We start from the raw sequence: 24,507 nt of genomic DNA, 5'->3' as shown, positions 1-24,507 counted from the left end.
GGCGTCGCCGAACGACAAGCGCCGTTTTCGGGGCAGCGAACCCGCGCTAGAACTGGCCGAAAAAAGTCTCGTAAAGCAGGAAGACGTTGAGCGCGATCACCACACAGGCGATCGCCCAGGCCGCGACGGTGGTGGCCCGCCGGTTGACCAGCTCGCCCATGATCTCGCGGTTGGAGCAGAACAGCAGCAACGGGATCAGCGCGAACGGTATGCCGAAGGACAGGACCACCTGGCTCATGACCAGCGCGGTGGTGGCGTCGACGCCCATGGCCAGAATCGCCAGCGGCGGGGTCATGGTGATCAGGCGGCGTGCGAACAAGGGAATGCGCCGGGCGATAAAGCCCTGCATGACGACCTGGCCGCTCATCGTGCCCACCGACGAGCTGGAAAACCCGCTCGCGAGCAGGCCCACCCCGAACAGCGTTGCGGCAAGCGGGCCGGCATAGTCGCGCAGCTGGGCGAACGCGCCTTCCAGCGTGGTGATCGGTGTGGCCGCGCCAAAGAACAGGCCGGCGGCCGTCACCAGCATGGCGGCGTTGATCAGTCCGGCCACGCCCATGGCAATGAGAATATCGATGAACTCGAATCGGAAGATGCGTCGCCGTTCGTCGGCGCTGCGCCCGATCACGCGCCGCTGGGTCAGCGCCGAATGCAGATAGATCACGTGGGGCATCACGGTCGCACCGAGGATGCCCGCGGCCAGCATCACGCTGTGGCTGCCCTCGAAGCCGGGCACGAGCCCCAGGGCCAGATCGCCCATGTCCGGGTCGGCCACATACACCTCATAGGCAAAGGATACGACCACGATGCCCACCAGTGCGGTGATGCCGGCTTCGAGCGGGCGAAAGCCGCGCCGCTGCAATTCGAGCAGGGCGAAGGAAAACACCCCGGTGATCACGGCAGCCGGGAACAGTGGAATGCCGAACAGCAGGTACAGCCCGAGCGCGCCGCCGATGAATTCGGCCAGATCGGTGGCGATCGCGATGATCTCGGCCTGTATCCACAGCGCGATCGTCACCGGTCGGGAGAAACGTTCGCGACAGACTTCGGGTACGTTCTTGCCGGTGGCGATGCCGAGCTTGGCGGACATCGTCTGGATGAGTATCGCCATCAGGTTGGCGACCACAACCACCCACAGCAGCAGATAACCAAAGGTCGAGCCGGCCTGGATATTGGTGGCGAAATTGCCGGGGTCGATATAGGCCACGGCCGCGATGAAGGCCGGCCCCAGGAACGGCCACAGCCCGCGCAGACCCCGGTGACGACCGTCGAGCGCGGCCTGGGCGGCGCGCATGGTCGCGGTTTCGCCCGGCAACATGTCGCTGTGAGGCCGACTCATGAACGGTTCGAGCCGGTGCCATCGGAGAAGAGCGGGGTAGAGGTGTAACGGATGACTGCAAAACTTAGCATTGGCTGAAATTAGCGCCCATGATGCGGGCGGTCAACACGCGTCGACTCACGGGCGGCCGCGCGCGCCGTACAATCGGCGCATGCAAGACATCACCGAATCCATACGGCCCGGTACGAACGACGTTCTTGCCGGCCCGATCCTGCGCCAGGCGCGCCCCGGGCGACTCGTGCTATGGCTGGTCGCCGCCACCGATCAGCCGCTGGCGTTGGCCCTGTATCGCGACGACGACGGTCGGCGCCAGATCGCCGACGATACGATCGCGCTGGATAGCCGCCATCGTCGCGATCTACGTATTGGCAAGCACGCGTGGATGATATTCATCGATATCGACCTCGGCGCGGCCGGGGTCGAGCCGCTGCCCGAGGGCACGCCGATCGGCTACGACGTGCTTGTCGGCGACGATCTTGTCTCGCTTGCCGCGGCGGAGCCGGGGCTGTGCTACGACGGCGAATCGCGCCCGCGCTTCGTGATCAAGACCCGGCTCGACAGCCTGCTGCACGGCTCCTGTCGGCGCCCGCATCATGCCTCGGGTGACGGCATGGCACGTGCGGACCGGTGGCTTTCGGCACGGCGCAGCGACAGCGATGACTGGCCTGCGGCCATGCTGCTCACCGGCGATCAGATTTATGCCGACGATGTCGCCGGGCCCATGCTGCGCGCCATCCATGCGCTCATTGCCCGGCTGGGCCTTTGGCCGGAAACGCTGGAAGGGGCGGTGCTCGACGACAGCGAGGCACTCTATGCCTGCAGCGCCTGCTACTACCGGCGCGACGAGCTGCTGCCCCAGGAAAAGGTCAATCGCGACCTGCGCGATCGTTTCTTCGGCGGCACGCGCAAGCCAGTGTTCACATCGGCGTCTTCCGGCAATCACCTGATCACCCTGGGTGAAGTCCTGGCGATGTATCTGCTGTGCTGGTCCGAGGTGGTCTGGCGCGGGCTCGAATACACCCGCCCCGAGCTCGACGAAGAAGAAAGCCGTCGCTACGACGAAGAAGCAGCGGTGATCGACGCCTTCGTCGCCGAGCTGCCGGCGGTCAGGCGTGTCATGGCCAATACGGTGACCGCCATGATCTTCGACGACCACGACATCACCGACGACTGGAACCTCACCGGCGAATGGATGGATACCGCCTACGGGCACCCTTTTTCCAGGCGAATCATCGGCAATGCGCTGATCGCCTATCTGCTGTGCCAGGGCTGGGGCAATCGGCCGGAGGCATTCGAAGACACGGTCTGGCCGAGCGTGGTGCGCCATATCGAAGCCCGCGACAACGCCGCCCACGATGCGCTCATAGACCATCTGCTGGAATTTCACGACTGGGGCTTCATGCTCGATACCGAGCCGGCCGTGCTCGTGCTCGATACCCGCACCCGCCGCTGGCGACGCGGGCGTGCGCCCGCCAAGCCGTCGGGGTTGATGGACTGGGAAGCCTTGAGCGAGATGCAGGGCCACCTCATGAACCGCGATAGCGTGGTGATGGTCTCGGCCGCGCCGATTTTCGGCGTCAAGCTCATCGAGAACATCCAGCGCGTGTTCACCTGGTTCGGCAAGCCGCTCATGGTCGACGCCGAGAACTGGATGGCGCACCGCGGCGCCGCCCATACGCTGCTAAACATCTTTCGCCACGGCAAGACGCCGGAGAATTTCACCATCCTGTCGGGCGATGTGCACTACTCGTTCGCCTATGACATCACCCTGCGTTTCTCGGCGGCACGCCAGCGGATCTGGCAGATCACCAGCTCCGGGGTGAAGAACGAATTCCCGCGTCGTCTGCTGGACTGGTTCGACCGACTCAATCGCTGGCTCTATGCGCCGTATTCGCCGTTGAACTGGTTCACCAAGCGCCGGCGCATGCATATCGAGCCGCGCCGTCCCAGCCCCGCCGACCACGGCGAGCGGCTGGTCAACGGCGCCGGCATGGGCTATGTGCGCTTCAACGAACACGGTCAGCCGAGCGAAATCCGGGAGCTGTGCGCCGACGATTCCGACGTGTTGTTCGAACGCGACGACGATGAACGGGCATGAATACTGAACCTCGGAGCGGCGCTGTTGCCGAACGCCTGTCCATGCCTGCCCATGCCTGACCGGGGACGACATAAGATGAATCGATCGAGATTGCCGCTGTGCGCGATGTTTGTGCTGGCCGCCGTATCTGCCGGCGCCTGGGCACAGAATGCGCTATCCGCCCTCGACGCCAACGACGACGGCGCGATCAGCCGTCAGGAGGCGATCGACGGCCAGCGCAAGACCTTCGAACGCCTGGATGCGAACGAGGACGGCGTTCTCGACATCGACGAATTCGCCGCCGGCCAGCCCGCGCCGGCGAGTGAAGAGCTGCCCGCCGACGTGCGCCGCAAACGGCGCAAGGCGCTTGAACGCCAGTTCGCCACCCTTGATCGGGACGACGACGGCGCTATTTCGCTGGCCGAATATCAGGCCGCGATGACGCCGTATTTCGATGCCCTGGATACCAATTCCGACGGCGTGCTCGACGGCGCCGAACTGCGCCAGGCCATCGAAAGTGACGACGCCCGCGACTGACATCCTATCGTCACAGCCTAGACGAGGCCTCGGGCCGTGGTTCGGTTGTTTTATCGGCGTGCTTCGCACGGCGCTTGCTCGCGGCAGGTGGTAGACGCGACCCGGGGGTATGTATTGCCGGCCGTTACGCGCGAAGGCCGGCACTAAGAGTTGTCGCCTCGTAGTGCCGGCTTGTCGATAGGGGCCACGGCCACGAACGCCGTGGGGTGTGCGCGCGGACGTCTCAGACGCGCAACGCCTCGCGCAGCGCGTGGGCGCCATCGGTCAACGCTGCGTCAGCGCCTGCGACCGCACCCGCAAAGTTCACGAAGCCGTGAATCATCGATGGGTAACGTACGGCTTTGGCCTCGGCGCCCGCGGCTTGCAGGGCGTCGGCGTAATCTTCACCTTCATCGCGTAGCGGATCGAACCCGCCGGTAAGCACCAGGGCAGGGGCCAGACCGGTGAGATCGCCGAGCATCGGCGACACGCGTGTATCCTGACTGTCCAGCGCGCCCGACAGATAGCGCTCGCGGAACCAGTCCATCGACGTTTTTTCGAGCAGAAACCCCTTGGCAAAAATGCGCACGGATTCGCGTTCGTTGACGAAATCCACCGCCGGATAGAACAGAAGCTGGAAACAGGGCGAGTGGGTATCGTCACGCGTCAGCTGCGAGACCACAGCCGACAGATTGCCGCCCGCGCTGTCACCGCCGACGGCCAGCCGATCAGGGTCGATTCCGAATTCGGCGGCCCGGCCGGCGATATCGCGAAACGCGGCCACGCCGTCTTCGACTCCGGCCGGTGCGGGATGCTCGGGCGCGAGGCGATAGTCGATGGCGATTACTACACATTGCGCGCGTTCCGCGATGGCCCGGCATACGCCGTCGTGCGTATCCAGGGAGCCGATGACGAAACCACCCCCGTGATAGAACACCAGCGCGCCGCCACCGGATTGCAAGCCCTCGGGACGATACAGCCGGGCGGGGCGGGGGCTATCGCCGCCCGCTACCTGAATATCCCGGGTCGAGACCGGCCGCGACGTTCCGGGTTCGAGCAGTTGGGCCTGCGCGTCCATAAGGGCACGTTCGCGTTCGACCGAACGTCCCCCTAGGGCGGCATTGCCGCGTACGGTTTGCAATCGCAGCAGCATTTGGGTCTGTACATCCAGGGTCTGGCCGTCGCGTACCACCGGCCGTCCGGCCAGGGTGCGCAGCAGACCGGCCGGCAGGTTGAGAATGCCCCGGGCGAGCGCGCTTTCCATACGCGCGGCGAGACGTGTCTTTTGTTTGTGTTTGCCCATTTTGTTCCTGTCGACTCGATTCGAGCGGGCGTGTCTGCAGTGAATTGCGAAACTGACCCGCGGCGTTGTCAGAACAACAGATTCTAGCGCATAGCTGCTTGAATGAAGCCGCAACCGAACGCGAGTGGCGGCACTGGAGGGGCGACACTCGCCGTGACGTGGGACGGGCTGCATCGGTTGCTCTACGCCGGCACCCGCTCAGACTTTGGCGCGCAGTGTGTGCAAGCGCCCGGGTGGGTGCGAAAACGGATACGAAAGCTGCGTGTTTCGTGATAGTTTGGGATCGATTGCCCACGAGTACGTAGCGACGATCGCTTGCGATCCGAATCGTTGTGCGGCTGGGACTGTGGCGAACGCGTGCCGGTACGTATTGTCCGTTATTCAATTGTGGCGTAAATACTGCTCTACTACCTTATTATCCCGTGGAACGAAAACGGCTGATGATCGATCTTGAGCTTCTACAGCACGCCGTGCTGGATTCGCGTGACGGCATCACCATTGCGGATGCCCAGGCCGAAGATCTGCCACTGATCTTCGTCAATCCGGCGTTCGAACGCATGACTGGGTACAGCTGCGACGAGGTCGTGGGCCAGAACTGCCGGTTCCTGCAGCGCGGGCGTACCGAACAGGCCCGCAGCGAGGAAATGCGCGCAGCGCTGGACCAGGGCCAGGGCTTTTCCCAGGTGATCATGAATTACCGCAAGGACGACACGCCGTTCTGGAACGAACTGAGCGTATCGCCCATTCATAACGAGCGCGGCACCGTGACCCACTTCATCGGGTTCCAGAAGGACGTGACCCAGCGCATGCTTCTCGACGAACAGCTGCGCTCACGCAATCGCGATCTGGAATCGGCCAAGAAAGCGCTGGAGGAACTGGTGACCCTCGACGCTTTGACCGGCGTCTATAACCGCCGCCATTTCGACGATCGCATGGAGTCCCTCTGGAAGATTTCCACCCGGACCGGCGAAACGCTGGCGGTTTTCTTCATCGATATCGACCATTTCAAGGCGTTCAACGACCGCTTCGGCCACCAGGCCGGGGACGATGCGCTGATCCAGGTGGCCCAGACCCTGGCCGAAAGCTTTCAGCGCGGTTCGGATTTTCTCGCGCGCTACGGTGGTGAAGAGTTCGTGGTCGTGGCCTGTGGTATGGAGCGCGAACCGGCCCATTATTTTGCCGAACGTCTGTGTCAACGGGTGCGCGAGCTTGATCTCGATAACCCGGATACGACCCGCGGTACCTTGACCATCAGCGTGGGCTACAGCGTGGTCATGCCACGCGAAGTACCGAATGCACAGGCCATCGTCGCCCAGGCGGATGACGCACTGTATGCGGCAAAGCGAGCCGGCCGCGATCGCGCCTGCGAAGCGCCTATGGCGCCCCGGTTCCGGCGGGCCGCGTCGGGACGCGATAGCGCCAGCTAGGCAAGCGCTGCATAACCTCTCGCGGGTCGCGTTCGAGTCCTCAAATGCGTTGTGACAAGGCGTTCGAGCGCAGCGCCTGCCTTATTGGCAGGTCAAGCTCGGCCACGCAGTCGCGGCGCATTTCAGGCCGAACCCCTTGCGGGCCGGGGCTTTGCGCGCGCCTGGTCGTCGTCAATGCACGCTACGCGCACCTTTGCTCGCCAGCCACGCGCAAAGCACGCCGGCGCGACCGTGACAGGGTGTGCAGAGCTTCCCTAGCGGAAACCGTCGGTGGCCTCAAGCAGGGCATGCCGGTTGCCCGGCTCGAAAGCGGAATGGCCGGCATCGGGGGTGATACGCAGATCGGCCTCGGGCCAGGCGCGGTGCAGGTCCCAGGCGTTGGCCAACGGACACACGACGTCGTAGCGTCCATGCACGATCACGCAGGGAATATCGCGAATACGGTCAAGATTCTCGAGTAACTGATCGTCGCGCTCGAAAAAGCCGCCATGTACGAAGTAGTGGCATTCGATACGCGCAAAGGCCAGGGCAAAACGGCTCGCCGCGTTCGTGCTCAGGGCCTCGCTGCTGGCCTTGAGATAGCTCGTCGCGCCTTCCCATACCGACCAGTGACGCGCGGCTTCCAGCCGGGTCTGTTCGTCGTCGCTGGTCAGCCGACGATAGTAGGCGCTGATCAGGTCACCTTGCTCACCGGTCGGAATATGGTCGCGGTAGGGCTCGAAGGCATCGGGAAACAACGCGTTCGCGCCCTGCTGGTAGAACCAGAGCATTTCGGCCCGCCGGAGCATGAAGATACCGCGTAGCACGAGTTCGCTGACCCGTTGCGGGTGGGTCTGGGCATAGGTCAGCGCGAGCGTTGAGCCCCAGGAGCCGCCGAAGACCTGCCAGCGGTCGATATGCAGATGTTCGCGCAGGCGTTCGATATCGGCGACCAGGTGCCAGGTGGTATTGTCGACCAGGTCGGCATGCGGCGTGGAGCGCCCGCAGCCACGCTGATCGAAGAGCACAATGCGATAGTGGGCCGGATCGAAAAAGCGACGGCTGTTCGGCCCGGCGCCGCCGCCCGGGCCGCCGTGCAAAAAGACCACCGGCTTGCCGTCGGGGTTGCCGCACTGTTCGTAATAGAGGGTGTGCCGCGAGTCCACGGCCAGCTGGCCGCTATCGTAGGGCTCGATTTCGGGGTAGAGCGGGCGATAGTCGCCCGCGGCTTGGGTATCGGTCATGGCAGGGCCGGCCTGAATTACGCACACAGGCTATCACTGGCCTGCCTCAGTCCATGAGCACGATCGTGGTGGTCGCGGCCAGGCTCGATGCCACGGCCAGTGCCAGCAGCGAAAGCTTGAGACTCCAGCCGACCGTGGCCCGCCAGTTGTCGTAGCCGGTCAGGCGCTGCACGAGCAGGGCGTTGGCGGAATAGGGCGTGCCGGCGATGGTCAGCCCCCAGCCGGCGACCATGGCAATGGCCAGACCCAGCCCGGCGGCTTCTGGCCAGAGCCGGCTCGACAGCCCGCCCGCGAGGGTGACCAGAATGAGCGGATTCATGCCGATCAGCCCCCCGGCGAACAGCACCCAGGGCAGGCCGAAGGCGGTGGCCGGAAAAGCCCAGGCCGGCAGGGCAAAATCCGTATCCAGCCCGGCGGCAACGAAGGCGCTCAGCGTGGCCCCGAGAAATGCCGATCCGCAGATGATGGCCAGTTCGTTGCTGATCCCGTCCATGCGCGGCAGGCGCCGTTCGCCAGGGCTGGCGATCAGGCCGATTGCCACCACCAGCAAACAGCTGCAGGTGACCGCCTGTGCATAGGCCAGCCCGAAGGCGGCCCGCGATACGAACGTGCACACACAGATCAGCCCGATACAGCCACCGAAGAACAGCCATGACGGCAGAACCCGCGGCGGGCGTGCACGCGCATCGCCCTCGAGCGGCGCTGCTTCCGGCTCGCGGAACAAGGTGCCCGTGAGCAGATAGCCCGCGGCCAGGGGAAAGGTCAGGCTCAACAGCTGCCACCCGTGCAGTCCGGGCACCAGCGTGAGCGTAAGCACCACGGCGATCGACAGCGGCGAACAGACCGAGGCCGAGCCAAAACCCCGGAGCACCGCCCGAGCGGCATTGCGGGCGCCGCTGGAGTCGCCGTGGCCTTCGATTTCGCGCCCGATCAGCGTCGATACCACACTCACCGAGCCGAAGTTCAAGGGCATGGCCAGAAACAGCGTGCCGAAGGTGATGCTCAGATAGCGGGTCAGGGCACGTCCGGCAAACAGATGCTCGGAGATGACCGACAAATGGCGCGAACGCCCCAGCGCATGCGATAACAGCATGACGGCCACCACGAGCGCGGCCAGGCGCGTGATCGTCATCAGCCCGGCGGTCAGCAACGCCGGATCCACGATCAGCGCAACCGCAAGCGTCAGCAAAACGGCGGACACGATCACCCGCGGTATGCGGTTGAGTCCCGGCCAGGCCAGTACGACAGCGATGATCACCGCCGGCGCGCCGACGAACCAGGCCAGCCACGGCAGCCCCAGCACGCCGGCAATCAGGGTCAGATAGACCAGCCCGCTGCGGACATCGTCAATGCGCGCGTTCGTCATGGACGAACCGTGTGCGGGCACGACACACGCGCCGGGCGCTGCCGGTCGATGGCGTTCACGCCGGCGGCAGCAAACGCGTACCGGTGACCGCCTGAACGTCCTCGAAGCTGTTGTCGCCAAACAGCTCGACCACGCGCGGGCCTTCGTCGGTGATCTCGAGCACCGCCAGATCGGTATAGATCCGGCTCACGACGCCGGTGCCGGTCAGCGGATAGGTACAGGCGTCGAGAATCTTGGGCTCACCGGCCTTGGTGGTATGGCGCATGAGCACATACACCGTTTTGGCGCCCACCGACAGATCCATCGCGCCGCCTACGGCCGGCGGATACTTCTCGTTGTCGGTCGCCCAGTTGGCGAGATTGCCGTCGGCCGATACCTGGAAGCCGCCCAGCACGGCGATATCCAGATGGCCGCCGCGCATCATTGCGAAGGAGTCGGCGGTATCGAAATAGCAGCCGCCCTTGATCAGGGTGACGTACTGCTTGGCAGCGTTGATCAGGTCGGGATCTTCGGTGCCGGGTTCAGGGGTCGGGCCGACGCCGAGGATGCCGTTCTCGCTGTGATAGATCACCTCGCGACCTTCGGGGACATAGTTGGCGACCATGACCGGCATGCCGATACCGAGGTTCACATAGCTGCCATCGGGGATGTCCTGGGCAAGACGCTCGGCCATCTGTGGGGGTTCGAGACGGGTCATACGATACCTTCCTGTGCGACGACGCGATCGACGAAGATGCCGGGCGTTGCCACGCTTTCCGGATCCAGTTCGCCGAGTTCGACGATATGTTCGACTTCGGCGATGGTCATGTCCGCGGCCATCGCCATCACCGGATTGAAGTTGCGGCCGGCCGTGTTGTAGGCGAGGTTGCCCCACTTGTCGCCCTTGTGCGCCTTGATCAGCGCCACGTCGGCCTTGAGCGGCGGCTCCAGCACGTAGCCGACGCCGTCGATCTCGCGGGTTTCCTTGCCCTCGGCGAGCTTGGTGCCGTAGCCGGTGGGGGTAAAAAAGCCGCCCAGGCCGGCGCCCGCGGCGCGCATGCGTTCGGCGAACGTGCCCTGGGGCATCAGTTCGAGTTCGATCGCGCCTTCTTCGTAGAGTTTTTCGAACCAGACCGAACCCTGGGAACGCGGGTAGGTGCACACCACCTTGCGGACCAGGCGATCGCGCAGCAGCGTGGCGATACCGATTTCATGGGAACCGGCGTTGTTGGAGATCACCGTGAGATCGTCCGCGCCGTGCAGGCGCAGGGCCTCGATCAGTTCGAAGGGAATGCCCGAGCTGCCGAAGCCGCCGATCATGACGGCCGCGCCGCTCTTGATGCCGGCGATCGCTTCGCGCAGGGACGCGACTCGCTTGTCTATCATGGTTTCCTACCTTTTAAGAAGAAGCTTTGGCCTGCTGCTCGGCCTGTTCTGCCTGCTTGGCACGGGCCAGTCGCTGGGCGTCCTTCGAACCCAGCCGGCCGCCGAGCAGCGCGTCCGCGACATAGATGCCGATCACGATCGTCACGCCGACCGCGTCCGAGAGCCGTTCCGGATAGATCAGGGCGGCGCCGGCCACGAGCACGATGAAACGCATGACCAGATTGATCGCGCCGACCTTGTAGAGATAACCCTCGAGCGCCGCTGCCACCAGCCAGATCGCGGCCACCGCGGTGACGGTCGACAACAGGATGTGGAACAAATCGCCCTGCAGGATCAGCGCCGGATTGGTCACGAACAGAAACGGCAGCACGAACAGAATGCTGCCCAGGCGCATGGCATAGACACCGGTACGCCCGGCATTCGATCCGGCCACGCCGGAGGCGGTGATCGCGGCGAGTGCGACCGGCGGCGTGATGTACGACAGCATGCCCCAGTAGAGGATGAACAGATGGCTGGCGAGCGGGTTAAGCCCGGCGTCCACCAACGCGGGCGCCAGCAGGATCGACAGGAAGATATAGCAGGCGCTGACGGTCATGCCCATGCCGAGCACGAAGCTGGTGATCGCTCCCGCGCCGAGCATCAGCGGGATACTGCCGTCGGCATAGAGCAGCAGTTCGCGCGAAAAGGCGCCGGCCACGCCGGTATACGACAGGCCGCCCACGACCAGGCCGATGCCGGCGAGGATAGCCACAAGACTGGCCACGCTGCTGGTGAGGGTGAGAATCAGATACTGCAGGCGCGACCAGTTCAGTCGGTAGCTGGGTTTGAATACTGCGATGACCAGCAGGATCACGGTTGCGTAGTAGGGCGCATAGGCGTCCAGGCGCATGACCAGCAGCATGTAGATGAGCATGCCGAGACTGAACAGATAGGGCCAGCCCTGTTTGAGGGTATCCGCCACGCGCGGGATTTCGGATTCGGGCATGCCGATCAGCCCGCGGCGGGCGGCATAGGCATCCACCTGAAACAGCAAGGCCAGATAGAACAGCAGGGCCGGCAGGAAGGCCGCGACCATGACGTCGGCATAGGGCACGTTCAGGAACGAGGCCATGATGAACGCCACCGCGCCCATCACCGGCGGCATGAGGGTGCCACCGGTGGAAGCACAGGCCTCGATGGCGCCGGCGTAGTGGGCTGGATAGCCCGACTTCTTCATGGTCGGAATCGTGATCGGCCCTGTGGTCAGGATATTCGAGATCACGCTGCCCGACAGGCTGCCCATGATGCCGCTGGAAAGCACCGCCACCTTGGCCGGGCCGCCCCGGCTGCGGCCCATCAGGGCCATGGCGAAGTTCATGAAGAAGTCGCCGCCGCCGGTCACGGTAAGCGCTGCGCCGAATACCACGAAACCGATGATCAGGTTGGCCACGACCTGCATCGGGATACCGATGACCGACTCAACGCCCAAGACGTGAGCGCGCAGCGTTTCGCCGAAGCCGTACTGGGTGCCCCAGAGAAAGCCGGGCATATGATCGGCGAACAACGGATAGCAGCCGAACAGCAGCGCGACCAGCACCAGAATCAGCCCGCCGCAACGGCGTGTGCCTTCCAGGATGAGGGCGAGCATGACGCCGGAGGCGACCGTGGCCTCGACCGGTGCGCTGAAATCCCAGCCCTGCTGGATGATCTCGAGACCGTGGTAGCCGAGATAGATCGCCGGCACCAAGGCGACGCCAGCCAGTATCCAGTCGTAGAACGGGACGTGCTGCTTCGCGCCGGACCAGGCGGGGAAATAAAGAAAGGTCGCCGCGAGGAACAGGCCGATCAGGTAATACAGAAACGAATTGCCCAGGGGCTGAAAGCCGAACAGGCCGAGCGTGAACGTCTGATTGATGGTCAGCAGCAGACCGAGGGTGCCCAGCGCCATGACGGTCCAGTAGGAGGCGCCGCCCAGGCGGCTGGCTTCCTGTTCCGTTTCCAGGCTGTTCTCGGTGGCCGAAGGCGTGTTTGTGGCCATGACGACCTCTTCGAGTGTCGGTGAACGTGAAACAAAAAACCGGCCGGCATCTCGGCGCCGGCCGGTTTTGCTACAAGCCTTGTGGGCTTACAGCGATTCGATCGCCTGTTGACGATGCTTGGCCCAGATGTCGGCGAAGGCTTCGTCGCTCTTGCCCTTGCCTTCGGCGATGGCATCCTTCCAGGCGGCCTTCAGGGCTTCCAGGCGGGCCAGACGCTTGTCGTTCCACGCCTGCATCTCGTCGGTCCAGATGTCTTTCTCCTTCAGGTACTTGATCGCACCCGGATGGAACGGCACATCGACCGGCGGCGTGCCCGCGTTTTCGAGCTTCCAGCGCCCCATGACCGCGGTACCATCCTTGTACATGGGATAGGTCTCGTCGAAGGCCTTGAGATAGTTGTAGACGAAGTCTTCATCCTGATCGGCCTTCACGGTCAGTACCGGGTAGCGATAGGCGAAGATGTTGACCGGGTTGTCTTCGCTCAGGCCGGCGCCGACCGTTTCCCGATAAGGCTGCAGGAAGGGCGCGATCTTGCGCAGGCGTTCCCAGGCTTTTTCATCGTCCGGATCCACTTCCAGCCAGCGAATGCCGCGCGGCGATTCGGCGAGTTCGTAGAGCTGGCTCGGCGTGGTCGTGGTGCAGGAGGCATCGGCCTTGCCCTGAGCGAGCGAGCTCATGGTGGCGTTGTAGGTCGGGAACATGCGGGCATCGACGTCGTCGCGGGTCAGCCCGGCGGCGCCCAGCAGGGCATCGCACTTGAGGTTGATCGACGGGTTGCCGGCCACATAGGCAAAACGCTTGCCCTTGAGCTCCTTCATCGAGGTGATGTTGGCATCCTTGGCGGTGAAGATGCCGAACGACGACGGACGCCCGCCGAGCGTACGCAGGTCCTGCGGGCCCCAGCGACGGTCACCGAAATCGGCCACGCCTTCCGAGGCAAAGAACGCTTCCGTGGCGAGATAGGCGACTTCGGCGCGGTCGCGCAGCAGCGGCTGCAGGCGGCCGATGGAGGAACCCGAGGGCTGAATACGAATACGGGTGCCGTACTTGCGGCCGAACGCATCGGCGATGGCGGACGCTTCGGCATAGCCCGCCGAGCCCACGTCGTAGGCGGCCCAGGTCATCGAACGGGGCAGATCGGGCTCGCTGTCGTCTGCAGCGAAGGCGCCGGTCGCATGGGTCACGCCCAGGGCAGCGGTCAGTAGCAGGGGTGAGAACACGCGGAGCGTGGATTTCAGGCGCATGTAATGTCTCCACAGTTTTATTGTGTCGGTCGGGCGAGACTCGGCCGGGGCCAAAAATCGCGAGTGCTCGATGCGACTGCATAGCGAACATCTGGTCGCAAAGCGTATGCGCGCGTCGGGGCGCGGTCAACGCGATGGTCCACGGCCGGCTCGGGCGGCCCGGCCGTAGAATTTGGAAACGTCGGCGCGCTGCGCGGCGCTGAATGCCCCGCCTTGTTGGCTGCAGTCGGCATACGGCAAACGACTGTGGGGTAGGGGTGCGTGCGACATTGCTTCGCCAGCGAGAAACGCCGCCCTTGCCGGGTTTCGTTAGCGATATCGTATGCGAGAGATAGGTACACGCTATATTCGACCCACAGCGTCGTTTTATCGAAAGGCGCGTTGGCCGGGCGGTGCGAAACCCCTGTCCGAACGGGCGTTCAGCCTCGGTTTGCGCGGTTCGCGCCGGCACCGGATATGAACTTATGGCCTCCTACCGGCGTAACCGATTAGACCTTGGTATGAAATACGCCGTGAACGCATACGACGGCTCGGACGCGCTAGACACAGGCCCGGCGCTATGGCGGGTTCGTGGTTGGCGTGGCAGCGCCGGCGAACCCGGCCCTGTTCGTGATCGGTGCGTGATCGTGGGCGGGGTCGGTGTTGACGAAGCGCGTCGCTCAACGACGTGGGGCAACGGCAGGCCCTGGCGGGCACTGACTATTTAGGCTGCATGCGGATCGCGCCGTCCAGGCGAATGGTACTGCCGTTGAGCATGGTGTTCTCGATGATGTCGCGGGCCAGGCGCGCGAATTCCTCGGGCTGGCCCAGGCGAGAGGGGAAAGGCACCATCTTGCCCAGCGAATCGCGAACCTCCTCGGGCAGTTCTGCCATCATCGGTGTATCGAAAATGCCCGGGGCGATGGTCATCACGCGAATGCCGTGGCGCGCCAGCTCGCGTGCGATCGGCAGGGTCATGCTTACGATGCCGCCCTTGGAGGCGGAATAGGAAGCCTGGCCGATCTGGCCCTCGAAGGCCGCCACCGAGGCCGTGTTGATGATCACGCCGCGTTCATCGTCGGCCTGGGCATCGGCCGCGGCCATGGCCTCGGATGCCAGCCGGATCATGTTGAAACTGCCGATCAGGTTGATCTGGATGACCTTGGAAAAGCTCGCCAGATCGTGCGGGCCGTTCTTGCCCAGAACCTTGGACGGAATGCCGATACCGGCACAGTTGAGCAGGCCGTGAAGACTGCCGCCGTGCTGGCGTGCCGCAGTGACCGCGGCCTTGCCGTCTTCTTCCCGGGTCACGTCGCAGTTGACGAAGCGCGCTGCCTCGCCCAGAGCGGCGGCCGTTTGCTGGCCGGCCTCGGCGTTGACGTCGGCAAGCACCACGCGGGCGCCGGCATCGACCAGCATGCGTGCGCTGGCTGCGCCCAGCCCCGAGCCACCGCCGGTAATAAGAAAGCATCGATCGGCAATCTGCATCGGTTATCTCCTCTATGTTGTCAATTTAACGCCGCGGGCAAGCCTACCACCGGCAACGGCCGGCGGCCGTCAGTCGGAGTCCGGCCAGCCGAAGCGATCGAGATCCACCCGACCGCCGATAAGCGCGACGCCTTCTTCCTCGAGCCGTCGTCTTTGTGCGAGGCCGGCCGTGCTATCGGCGGGCAGCGATATCCGGCCCTGCGCGTTGATGACCCGGTGCCAGGGCAGGCCGGGCGGACAACGGTGCATCGCATAGCCGACCACACGCGCCGCCCGCGGTCGGCCGATCAGGCGTGCGATCTCGCCATAGGTGCAGACCCGGCCACAGGGGATACGACGCACGACATCGAAGACCGCCGTATAGGTATCGGGCGGGGTCGAACTCGTGTTGGCGCGGTCGGGCATCGGGCGGCTCTGGTCTTTACAGGTTCGCAGCAGGGTGGCACAAAGGCTGTCGCCGTTGTTCGACTACTCACGGGCCTTTTCATGACCGACGCCTATATCGTATCTGCCCTGCGTACCGCCGGTGGCCGCCGTGGCGGGCGTTTGGCCGGCTGGCATCCCGTCGACCTGGCTGCGACGTTGATCGATGGTCTGGTCGCAAGAAGCAAGGCCCCGCCGGATACGATCGACGACGTCATTCTGGGCTGCGTGGGCCAGGTGGGCGAACAGGCGGCCAACGTGGCGCGCAATGCGGTTCTTGCATCGGGGCTGCCCGAGTCCGTGCCCGGCACCAGCGTGGATCGCCAGTGCGGCTCCTCCCAGCAGGCCTTGCACTTCGCCGCCCAGGCGGTGATGTCGGGGACCATGGATATCGTCATCGCGGGCGGCGTGGAAAGCATGACGCGCGTGCCGATGGGCACACCGCTCACGCTGGCCCGAAAGGCGGATATGGGCATCTACATGAGCCCCGGGATTCGCCAACGCTATGCCGACACCGAGCTGTTCAGCCAGTTCGAGGGCGCGGAAATGGTGGCCGCCAAATACGGCATCGAACGCGCGGCGCTGGACGAGTTTGCGCTGGAAAGCCATCAGCGCGCGATACGTGCGACCCAGACCGGTGCATTCGACGACGAAATCCTGCCGGTGCCGGTGCTCGACCCCGAAACCGGCGAGCAGGTCGAGCACAGGGTCGATGAAGGCATTCGTTTCGATGCCACGATTGATTCCATCGCCGGGGTGAAGCTGCTGGCCGAGAACGGCCGTATCTCGGCGGCGACGGCGAGCCAGATCTGCGACGGGGCAAGCGGCGTCATGGTGGTCAATGAAGCCGGTCTGAAACGACTGGGCGTCGAACCGCTGGCGCGGATTCATCACATGAGCGTGCTGGGGCATGACCCGGTGATCATGCTCGAAGCACCGTTACCCGCCACCCATCGTGCGCTCGATCGTGCCGGCATGACGATCGACGATATCGATCTGTTCGAGGTCAACGAGGCGTTCGCGCCCATCCCGCTGGCCTGGCTGCAGTACACGGGCGCCGATGCCGAGAGAATGAACGTCAACGGCGGCGCCATCGCGCTCGGCCATCCGCTCGGCGCTTCGGGCACCAAGCTCATGACCACGCTGGTGCATGCGCTCAGGGCGCGCGGCGGACGCTATGGCCTGCAGACGATGTGCGAAGGCGGTGGCATGGCCAATGTCACCATCATCGAAAGACTCTGAAGCGACGCCCAGCGCGCTGACCCAAGGCGCGCCCGGCGGCCGGCGACCATCGCCGGGCGCATTGATTTCCATCAATGTGGGTCTGACCGGCCGGCGGCATAGTAGGCACCATCTGATCGAGGGTGGAGCGGGGCACAATGCCGGGTTCGGTATTCGAGGCAGGGCGGTGCTTGATACGGGCGCCGCATCGGCTGTTTTTCATGGGCGGGCTGGGCGCGCTCATCGTCGGCATGCTCTGGTGGGCGCCGGTTCTGGTCATGCGCTGGGCGGGTATGGCGTCTGCGTATCCGGTGCCGGCGATCTGGCTGCACGCCTGGCTGATGACGGTGGGCGTTTTCCCGTTCTTTGTTTTCGGTTTCCTGCTGACCGCCCTGCCGCGCTGGGTGGCGGCGCCGCCGGTGAGTCCGCTGATCTATCGAAGCATGGCGGCCGTGCTCTATGCCGGCTATGCGCTCACCGTGGTGGGTACGTTGGCCGGGATGCATTTTCTGAGGGCCGGTATAGCGCTTACCGCGCTCGCCTGGGCTCTGGGTCTGGGCGTGCTCATGCGCTGCGTACTCGTTGCCCGCGCCCCCGCGCTGATGCATGCGCGCTGGTCGATCATCGTGACTGCGGTGGGCTGTATCGGCGCGCTCGCCGGCCTGGGTGCGCTCGGTCAGGCCCGGCAGGCACTGTTCGCAGCCATGCCAACACTCGCGCTCTGGGGGTTCGTGGGCCCGATCGTTTTCGTGGTCGCACATCGCATGCTGCCGTTCTTTTCCGAGCCGATGATCGCCGACTACCACCGCTACCAGCCCACCTGGAGTCCGCCCCTGGTTGTTGCGTTGTCGCTGGGCCACGGCGTGCTGGCCTTCAACGGCCATCACGCCTGGCTGTTCGTGCTCGATCTGCCGCTGGCCTGCGTCACCGGCTGGCATGCGATCCGCTGGCGGGGCTGGGCGGCCTCGCATGTGCCGCTGCTCTGGTCGTTGCATATGGCCTTTGCGTGGCTGCCGATTGCTGCAGTGCTTTCGGCCATCCAGAGCCTCGCGCTTTGCGTCGGGTATGGCGCGGTGCTGGGCCTCGCGCCGACCCATGCCTTGGGCATGGGGCTTGCCACGAGCATGGTGTTTGCCATGGTCACCCGGGTGAGTCTCGGTCATTCCGGCCGCCGACTGGAAATGGATAATCTCAGCGTGCTGTGTTTTCTCATCCTCCAGCTGGCGGTGGTCGCACGGCTGCTGACAGAGGTAACGGCGGGCCACCTGCGCTGGCTGTTCCTGTTCGTGGCCATCGGCGCGTGGTTCGAAGCGATCCTTCCCTGGGCGATTCGCTACGGGCGTATCTATTGCAGCCCGCGCGTCGACGGCCAACCGGGCTGAGGGAGGCGATACGTGTCCACGGCAACCCTCTACGTGCTGCTGAAAACGCTGCATGTTGGAAGCGTAATCCTGACGCTGACCCTGTTTGTATTGCGGGCGGCCTGGATGGTGTTCGCGCCGTCGCGGCTGGCCCAGCGCTGGGTGAGGGTGTTACCACACTGCGTGGACACGGTGCTGCTGGCCAGCGCCGTGGGGCTGGCCGTGTTGCTGGGCCAGTACCCCGGCGCACAGCCCTGGCTGACGGCCAAGGTGCTCGCGCTGTTCGTCTATATCGTGCTGGGTACGATCGGGCTCAAGCGCGGGCCGACGAAAACGATACGTAGCGTTGCCTGCATGGCAGCACTCCTGGTGTTCGCCTATATCGCCAGCGTGGCACTCAGCCATAACCCATACGGCTTTTTCGCCTGAAATGGATCGCCTGCGCCCGCGCCACGCCCGGCGTTGAACGACGGCCCGTGGGCGGGCCGAACGGGCCGCCAATCCCGGTGCGCCCCGCGCTGCGAATTACACGACCGCATTCACCGTTGAAAAGATTGCCTTTCGGGCACGTTCGCGCAGCCGCCTATGGAAAACAGGGCGGTTAAAGCAGTCAATCGTGTTCGATCAGCGCTGAAAAATAATAACGAATCTTGATTCAAATCAATGAGGCGTATCGGCACGGCGCATTAATTTGGCGCAGCCCGGTCGGTGTCGCGATGTCGGCGGGGCAGCCAAAGCCATTCATCATGCAGGGGCCGGTCATGCGTCAAACAAGCGTTCCATGGTTTTTCTTCGTCAAGTCGCTGGGGCTGGCGGTCGCGGCTGCGCTGCTGCTGACCATCGTCTATGCGGCGGCGATGGTCGTCAGCTACTGGGGCTACGTGGGTGTTTGATTCACCGGCGGTTTTCATCGTCGACGTAGTTGGGGAAAGGCCATGACCAAGAAACAGAGCCGGCTGTTCTTTCTGATCAGCACGGCTGTTTTCACACTTGTTTTTCTGGGGCTGACGCTGCATAGCCATACGCGATTCGGCGAACTCACCCATGCCGACAAGATGAGTGCACAGGTAGTTGCCGGCAAGGACGTATGGCACCACAACAACTGCATCAACTGCCATACGCTGCTGGGTGAGGGCGCCTACTATGCGCCCGATTTGACAAAGATAACCCAGCAGCGCGGAGAGGCCTATCTGAGCGCGTTTCTAAAGGATCCGTCGAAGTTCTATTCCGAGGAACGTCATCGTCGGCTCATGCCCGATCCCGAGCTTAGCGACACGGAAATCGCCAACGTGATCGCTTTTCTGGACTGGGTTTCGCAGATCGACAACCAGGGCTGGCCGCCGCGGCCGATTCTGGTGTCCGGCGCCACCTTCCCGGGCACGAATACAACGTCTGCGAGCACGGACAGCGAGCCCGCAGAGGCACAGAGGCCGGCCAGCGTGGCCGCTGGCGAGCGACTGTTCAACGATGCCTCGACGGCGTGCAGCGGCTGCCACTCGATCGCGCCCGGGGTGGATCTGGCGGGCCCCTCGCTGGCCGGCGTTGGCGAGCGCGCTGACCGCACGGTTGCCGAAGCGGGCTATACCGGCGAGGCGGATACCGGCGAAGGCTATCTGCGCGAATCGATCGTTGCGCCAAGCGCGCACATCGTCGGCGGCGAGCGATTCTCGGCCAACGGTATTTCGTTCATGCCCACCCATTACGGGGAAAAGCTCGATAGCGATCAGATCGATGCGCTAGTCGATTATCTGAGCACCCTGAAGTAGGAGAGATCTGATGCGTTTTCGTTCTCAACGCGTGGCGTACTGGTATTTCGCCGTTGCGCTGTGCCTGTTCGGGCTGCAGCTCGTCATGGGCCTGCTCATGGCAGCCAAATACCTCGGGCCCGACCCGCTGCTGGGTTTTCTACCCTTTGATGTCGCCAAGGCGATGCACACCAACCTGCTGATCGTGTGGGTGCTGGCCGGCTTCATGGGCGGCACGTACTACGTCGTGGCCGAAGAGTCGCGCACCGAGCTTTACAGTGAACGACTGGCCTATATCCAGCTTGCGGCATGGACGCTCATGGGCGCCACGGCGATCGTGGGCTATATGCTCGGTTGGACTGCGGGCATCAAGATGCTCGAGCAGCCGTACCCGCTCAAGCTGGTGATCGTTGCCGTGATGCTGCTGTTCTTTTTCAACATCTTCATGACCATTCGCAAGGCGGGGCGCTGGACGCTCACCGAAGGCGTACTGATCGCGGGCCTGGTACTGGCGGCCCTGCTGTACCTGCCGGCGCTGTTGCCCTACGAAAACTACACCGTGGAAACCTTCTATCGGTGGTGGACAATCCACCTGTGGGTCGAAGGCGTATGGGAAATGATCCAGGGCTCCATGCTGGCGTTCCTGCTCGTGCGTCTGTCGGGCGCCGATCGGGAAGTCATGGAGAAGTGGCTGTATGTCATCGTCGGTCTGGTGTTCATGGCCGGCATTCTCGGGACCGCCCATCATTACTACTGGACGGGCGTACCCGGCTACTGGCTGCCGATCGGCGGCTTCTTCAGCGCGCTCGAACCGGTCGCCCTCGTCGGCATGGCCATCTATGCCTATGCGGCCATGCGTCGCTCGGGGGCCGCGCATCCGAATACCCTGGCCGTGCACTGGACGATCGGCAGCGCGGTATTCACGTTGTTCGGCGCCGGCCTGCTGGGGCTGGCCCATACCTGGCCGTCGATCAATAAATGGACGCACGGCACCCTGATCACTGCCATGCACGGTCATGCCGCGTTCTACGGCGCCTACGCAATGATCGTACTCGCCATGATCAGCTATACCCGGCCGTATCTCACCGGCAACGATCCCGCCCGCGGCCAGAGTCTGGGCTTCTGGGCGTTCTGGCTTCAGATCGCCGGTATGTTCGGCATGACGCTGTCGTTTGCCACGGCCGGCATCGGCCAGGTCTATCTCGAACGGGTGATGGGCCTTGGCTATCTCGATACGCAGCTCAAGATCCAGATTCATTTCATGATGCTGGTGGCAACCGGCGGGCTGTTCGCGGTCGGGGTTGTGCTCTATATCGTCGACTTCTTCCGCTTCGCACCGAGTCACATCACGGCACCGAATGATGCCGATGGCTCGATCCAGCCGCGAGGTGCGGCATGACGCTCGCGGCGCCGGAGTCCGAGCAGGCGCCGCCTTACTATGCGGCGTCGGCCGAAGAGATCGCGCTGTTCGAGCACTGCCATGCCCAGCAGCTGGCGGTGATGCTCAAGGGCCCGACGGGCTGCGGCAAGACGCGCTTCGTCGAACGTATGGCGTGGCGCCTGAACAGGCCGTTGATCACCGTCGCCTGCCATGACGATCTCTCGGTCAGCGATCTGATCGGGCGTTTTCTGGTGCGCGACGATGCCACGGTCTGGCAGGACGGGCCGTTGACACGCGCGGTACGCGAAGGCGCGATCTGCTATCTCGATGAAGTCGTCGAGGCGAGACAGGATACGGTCGTCGTCATCCATTCGCTGACCGATCACCGACGGCTGCTGCCCATCGACAAGACCGGGGAGACGCTGACCGCCGCGCCGGGTTTTCAGCTCGTGGTGTCCTACAACCCCGGCTATCAGCATGCGCTGAAGGATTTCAAACCGAGCACCCGGCAGCGCTTCGTCGCGCTCGAGTTCGACTTCCCGACCTTCGAGCGGGAAACGCAGATCGTTGCCCACGAGGCCGGCGTGGCCCGCGACACCGCCCATGCGCTGGTGGAGCTTGCCCGGCGCATGCGTCGGCTGGAGGATCGTGGCCTGGCCGAGCTGCCCAGCACTCGGCTGCTGGTAGCCACGGCGCGGTTGATCGCCTGCGGGATCGAGGCCCGCCAGGCATGTCGTGTGGCCTTGATCGCGCCGCTGACCGATGATCCCGAAGTCGCCGGCGCGCTCGCCGATCTCGTGGATGTGGCGCTGGTGTGATGAGCCGAGATGTCGCGGCATATCCCAGGCAGGGCGCAACCTCATCCATGGGCCGGCGCCTGTGGTTCCGGTGGGAGCGCCCTACGTTGACGCGCAAGCGACGGCCTGCGCGCTCAGCCGTACTGCTGCGGGATTACTAGGCCAGCGCTGCGATCATGGCCGAACCCGAAGGCGTACTCATCGACGCGGCGCGGTGGCTGGTCGAACGGCTGCGACCGGCGCCCACGCCTGCCGAGCCCCCCGCGCTCGAACAGCTATCCACCCACAGGCGCCGCCTGTCGCTTCTACTCGAAAGCGTGTTCGCGGCCGAGTTGCCGATATGCGTGGCACATCCGCCCCGAGCGCCGGGCCTGTTGGAGCGCACGGTACGCCGACTGCCGCGAGCGCATGTCGATACGCGCGCACTGCCGGCTACGGACGGCAGCCATGTCTTTCTTCCACAACGGCTCGCCGGCGAGGGCGAGCATACGCCGCGCCTGTATCGCGTCATGGCATTGCACCAGGGCATCCGGGCAATACGGCTGAGCCGATGGCGGCCGCCGGCAGGCACTGCGCTCGAGCACGATCTGTTCTGTCTCTACGAAGCCATCGCCGCAGACCTGACGCTAAGAAAGCGCCTGCCGGGTGCGGCGGGCGATCTGGCGTTGCTCCACGACTGCGGCGCGCGCCAGCGCCGGGGGCTGCGCTATCGCCATCCAGCCCAGCAATGGGTGGAAGAGCAGCGCCTGTACGCGCAGCGTTGCGCGGCCGAAGCCGGCGACGCGAGCGCTGTCACAGTCGCGCATTCCTGGGCGCGGGCACAGGCGGATGCACGACGCCTGGCCGGCGACAACGCGGGTTATCAGCTGTTACCCCGCGATGTCTGGTGGGGACGCCTGTTAAGCCCGTCGTCTACGGGCGCGGTCGCCGCACCGGGAGACACCGGCACGGCCAGCGGTAGGGAAAAGGTCGCACGACTCGAACGAATGCCGGAGATCCGCAGCCGTGACGACGAAGAAGAGGATAGCGAGCTCGGCCCCTGGATGATTCAGACCGACGATCCGCACGAACACGCCGAGGATCCCCAGGGGCTGCGCCGCCCGGCGGATAACAGCGACGACAGCGAGGCCGAATCCCTGTCGGAATCGGTGGCCGAACTGCCCCGGGCGAGCCAGGTCACGAGCCCGGACCCGGTGCGCGAGATTCTGCTGGCCGAGGAGTCGGCGGCCCCGCCAAGAAAGCTCTCGATCACCGCGGGCGACGGCGGCCACGGCATCGCATACCCCGAGTGGGATTACCGCGCCGGCAGGTATCGCGAACACGCCGTCCGGGTACGCAGCGAAGACGCGGAATCCGGGGATATGGCCTGGGCAAACGACTGCCTGCGCCGGCGTCATGCGCTGGTGAGCGATGTACGCCGCCAGTTTCAGAAACTGCGCGCTCAGCGTCAGTGGCGAAGACGACAGGCGGACGGCGAATCGGTCGATATCGATGCGCTGGTGCTGGCTTACAGCGAACGCCGGGCCGGCACGTTTGCCGACGATCACGTCTACCAGCGCTCGCTGGCCGCGCGCCGCGATGTCGCGATCATGCTGCTGGTGGATATCAGCGGTTCGACCGACGCCTGGGTCGAGGGCGATCTGCGGATTATCGATGTCGAGAAAGAGGCGCTGCTGGTGGTTTCCGAAGCGCTGTACGCGCTGGGCGACGCGCATGCGATCTTCGTGTTTTCCGGGGAAACCGCATCGGGGGTTCGCGTCGACCGGGTCCGGGGTTTCGAAGAAGAACAGCCTGCGGCGTGCCGCGCGCGTATCGCGGGCCTGGAACCCCAACGATTCACGCGGACCGGGGCGGCCATGCGTCATGCCTCGACATTGCTCGCCGCGCGCCGTGAACGAAAACGGCTGCTGCTGGTGATCTCCGACGGCAAGCCGAACGACGCGGATGGCTATGAAGGACGCTATGGCGTCGAAGATACCCGCCAGGCCGTGCGTGAGGCCCGTGCGGAAGGTATCGAAACGTTCTGTATCACCGTCGATCGCCACGCGCCCGCTTATATGCCGGCGGTGTTCGGGGTGCATGGGTATACGCTGCTGCGTAACCCGGCGAACCTCGCGTTACGGTTGGTGCACGTCCTGCGCCGCATGCTCGAATGATATTTGCCCGCGGTCACCGGTATTACCCGGAAAAACGCCGTATTTTGATCGACATCAAAGCCTGACGGTTCCCGCCTG

General features: G+C 64.4%; 21 protein-coding genes. 11 read left to right on the top strand and 10 right to left on the bottom strand.

What is annotated here, in order from left to right; all coding sequences use genetic code 11:
• Nucleotides 1-46: 46 nt before the first annotated feature.
• Nucleotides 47-1,339 carry an Nramp family divalent metal transporter gene (locus CMN27_RS01700; RefSeq protein ID WP_293623669.1) on the bottom strand — a complete coding sequence of 431 codons (1,293 nt, stop codon included), beginning with the start codon at nucleotides 1,337-1,339 and terminating at the stop codon, nucleotides 47-49.
• Nucleotides 1,340-1,490: 151 nt separating this feature from the next.
• Between CMN27_RS01700 and CMN27_RS01695 the strand changes: the two genes are divergently transcribed.
• Together CMN27_RS01695 and CMN27_RS01690 are read left to right on the top strand one after the other, a co-directional pair.
• Nucleotides 1,491-3,437 carry an alkaline phosphatase family protein gene (locus tag CMN27_RS01695; RefSeq protein ID WP_293623668.1) on the top strand — a complete coding sequence of 649 codons (1,947 nt, stop codon included), beginning with the start codon at nucleotides 1,491-1,493 and terminating at the stop codon, nucleotides 3,435-3,437.
• A gap of 75 nt (nucleotides 3,438-3,512) precedes the next feature.
• Nucleotides 3,513-3,953 carry a hypothetical protein gene (locus CMN27_RS01690; protein WP_293623667.1) on the top strand — a complete coding sequence of 147 codons (441 nt, stop codon included), beginning with the start codon at nucleotides 3,513-3,515 and terminating at the stop codon, nucleotides 3,951-3,953.
• A 223-nt stretch (nucleotides 3,954-4,176) separates the two neighbouring features.
• Here the strand turns inward: CMN27_RS01690 and CMN27_RS01685 are convergent, their stop codons facing one another.
• Nucleotides 4,177-5,235 carry an alpha/beta hydrolase gene (locus tag CMN27_RS01685; RefSeq protein WP_293623666.1) on the bottom strand — a complete coding sequence of 353 codons (1,059 nt, stop codon included), beginning with the start codon at nucleotides 5,233-5,235 and terminating at the stop codon, nucleotides 4,177-4,179.
• A 440-nt stretch (nucleotides 5,236-5,675) separates the two neighbouring features.
• Here CMN27_RS01685 and CMN27_RS01680 point away from each other — a divergent pair, with 440 nt between their 5' ends.
• Nucleotides 5,676-6,662: a diguanylate cyclase gene (locus tag CMN27_RS01680; protein WP_293623665.1), complete on the top strand. Its 987-nt coding sequence runs from the start codon at nucleotides 5,676-5,678 to the stop codon at nucleotides 6,660-6,662.
• Between the two features lie 254 nt (nucleotides 6,663-6,916).
• Here CMN27_RS01680 and pip read toward each other — a convergent pair whose 3' ends face one another.
• From pip to CMN27_RS01640, 8 genes are all read right to left on the bottom strand, one after another.
• Nucleotides 6,917-7,885: a prolyl aminopeptidase gene (pip, locus tag CMN27_RS01675; RefSeq protein ID WP_293623664.1), complete on the bottom strand. Its 969-nt coding sequence runs from the start codon at nucleotides 7,883-7,885 to the stop codon at nucleotides 6,917-6,919.
• Between the two features lie 46 nt (nucleotides 7,886-7,931).
• A complete protein-coding gene (locus CMN27_RS01670; protein WP_293623663.1) occupies nucleotides 7,932-9,251 on the bottom strand; it encodes a hypothetical protein in 1,320 nt (439 codons plus the stop codon).
• A gap of 55 nt (nucleotides 9,252-9,306) precedes the next feature.
• The gene (locus tag CMN27_RS01665; protein WP_293623662.1) at nucleotides 9,307-9,948 is read right to left on the bottom strand and encodes a 3-oxoacid CoA-transferase subunit B; all 642 of its coding nucleotides are present in this window, start codon (nucleotides 9,946-9,948) and stop codon (nucleotides 9,307-9,309) included.
• Nucleotides 9,945-10,616, bottom strand: a complete 672-nt coding sequence (locus tag CMN27_RS01660; RefSeq protein ID WP_293623661.1) for a 3-oxoacid CoA-transferase subunit A — start codon at nucleotides 10,614-10,616, stop codon at nucleotides 9,945-9,947. The genes CMN27_RS01665 and CMN27_RS01660 overlap by 4 nt, the downstream gene beginning before the upstream one ends.
• 13 nt (nucleotides 10,617-10,629) lie before the next feature.
• Nucleotides 10,630-12,633 (bottom strand): TRAP transporter fused permease subunit, encoded by a 2,004-nt coding sequence (locus CMN27_RS01655; protein ID WP_293623660.1) that lies wholly within the window; start codon nucleotides 12,631-12,633, stop codon nucleotides 10,630-10,632.
• A gap of 87 nt (nucleotides 12,634-12,720) precedes the next feature.
• Nucleotides 12,721-13,878: a TAXI family TRAP transporter solute-binding subunit gene (locus CMN27_RS01650; RefSeq protein WP_293623659.1), complete on the bottom strand. Its 1,158-nt coding sequence runs from the start codon at nucleotides 13,876-13,878 to the stop codon at nucleotides 12,721-12,723.
• A 699-nt stretch (nucleotides 13,879-14,577) separates the two neighbouring features.
• On the bottom strand, nucleotides 14,578-15,345 hold the full coding sequence (locus tag CMN27_RS01645; RefSeq protein WP_293623658.1) for an SDR family NAD(P)-dependent oxidoreductase: 768 nt from the start codon (nucleotides 15,343-15,345) through the stop codon (nucleotides 14,578-14,580).
• A 69-nt stretch (nucleotides 15,346-15,414) separates the two neighbouring features.
• Nucleotides 15,415-15,750, bottom strand: a complete 336-nt coding sequence (locus CMN27_RS01640) for an MGMT family protein (protein WP_293623657.1) — start codon at nucleotides 15,748-15,750, stop codon at nucleotides 15,415-15,417.
• An 81-nt stretch (nucleotides 15,751-15,831) separates the two neighbouring features.
• On the opposite strand from CMN27_RS01640, the gene CMN27_RS01635 reads away from it, so the two are divergent.
• From CMN27_RS01635 to CMN27_RS01600, 8 genes are all read left to right on the top strand, one after another.
• On the top strand, nucleotides 15,832-17,010 hold the full coding sequence (locus tag CMN27_RS01635) for an acetyl-CoA C-acetyltransferase (RefSeq protein WP_293623656.1): 1,179 nt from the start codon (nucleotides 15,832-15,834) through the stop codon (nucleotides 17,008-17,010).
• A 170-nt stretch (nucleotides 17,011-17,180) separates the two neighbouring features.
• On the top strand, nucleotides 17,181-18,371 hold the full coding sequence (locus tag CMN27_RS01630; RefSeq protein ID WP_293623655.1) for an NnrS family protein: 1,191 nt from the start codon (nucleotides 17,181-17,183) through the stop codon (nucleotides 18,369-18,371).
• 12 nt (nucleotides 18,372-18,383) lie between these two features.
• Nucleotides 18,384-18,779: a SirB2 family protein gene (locus tag CMN27_RS01625; RefSeq protein WP_293623654.1), complete on the top strand. Its 396-nt coding sequence runs from the start codon at nucleotides 18,384-18,386 to the stop codon at nucleotides 18,777-18,779.
• 221 nt (nucleotides 18,780-19,000) lie between these two features.
• The gene (locus CMN27_RS01620; protein ID WP_293623653.1) at nucleotides 19,001-19,243 is read left to right on the top strand and encodes a hypothetical protein; all 243 of its coding nucleotides are present in this window, start codon (nucleotides 19,001-19,003) and stop codon (nucleotides 19,241-19,243) included.
• Between the two features lie 42 nt (nucleotides 19,244-19,285).
• Nucleotides 19,286-20,116, top strand: a complete 831-nt coding sequence (locus CMN27_RS01615) for a cytochrome c (protein ID WP_293623652.1) — start codon at nucleotides 19,286-19,288, stop codon at nucleotides 20,114-20,116.
• 10 nt (nucleotides 20,117-20,126) lie between these two features.
• Nucleotides 20,127-21,494 carry a cbb3-type cytochrome c oxidase subunit I gene (locus tag CMN27_RS01610; protein ID WP_293623651.1) on the top strand — a complete coding sequence of 456 codons (1,368 nt, stop codon included), beginning with the start codon at nucleotides 20,127-20,129 and terminating at the stop codon, nucleotides 21,492-21,494.
• Nucleotides 21,491-22,294: a CbbQ/NirQ/NorQ/GpvN family protein gene (locus tag CMN27_RS01605; RefSeq protein WP_293623650.1), complete on the top strand. Its 804-nt coding sequence runs from the start codon at nucleotides 21,491-21,493 to the stop codon at nucleotides 22,292-22,294. Before CMN27_RS01610 ends, CMN27_RS01605 begins: the two co-directional genes overlap by 4 nt.
• Nucleotides 22,295-22,449: 155 nt before the next feature.
• Complete coding sequence (locus tag CMN27_RS01600) at nucleotides 22,450-24,429, top strand: VWA domain-containing protein (protein ID WP_293623649.1); 1,980 nt, start codon at nucleotides 22,450-22,452, stop codon at nucleotides 24,427-24,429.
• Nucleotides 24,430-24,507: the final 78 nt, after the last annotated feature.

The organism is Salinisphaera sp., from assembly GCF_002729955.1.
Classification (GTDB): Bacteria; Pseudomonadota; Gammaproteobacteria; order Nevskiales; family Salinisphaeraceae; genus Salinisphaera.
The sequence above is the reverse complement of the archived record's forward strand: the minus strand, read 5'-3'. Positions and strand labels throughout refer to the sequence as shown.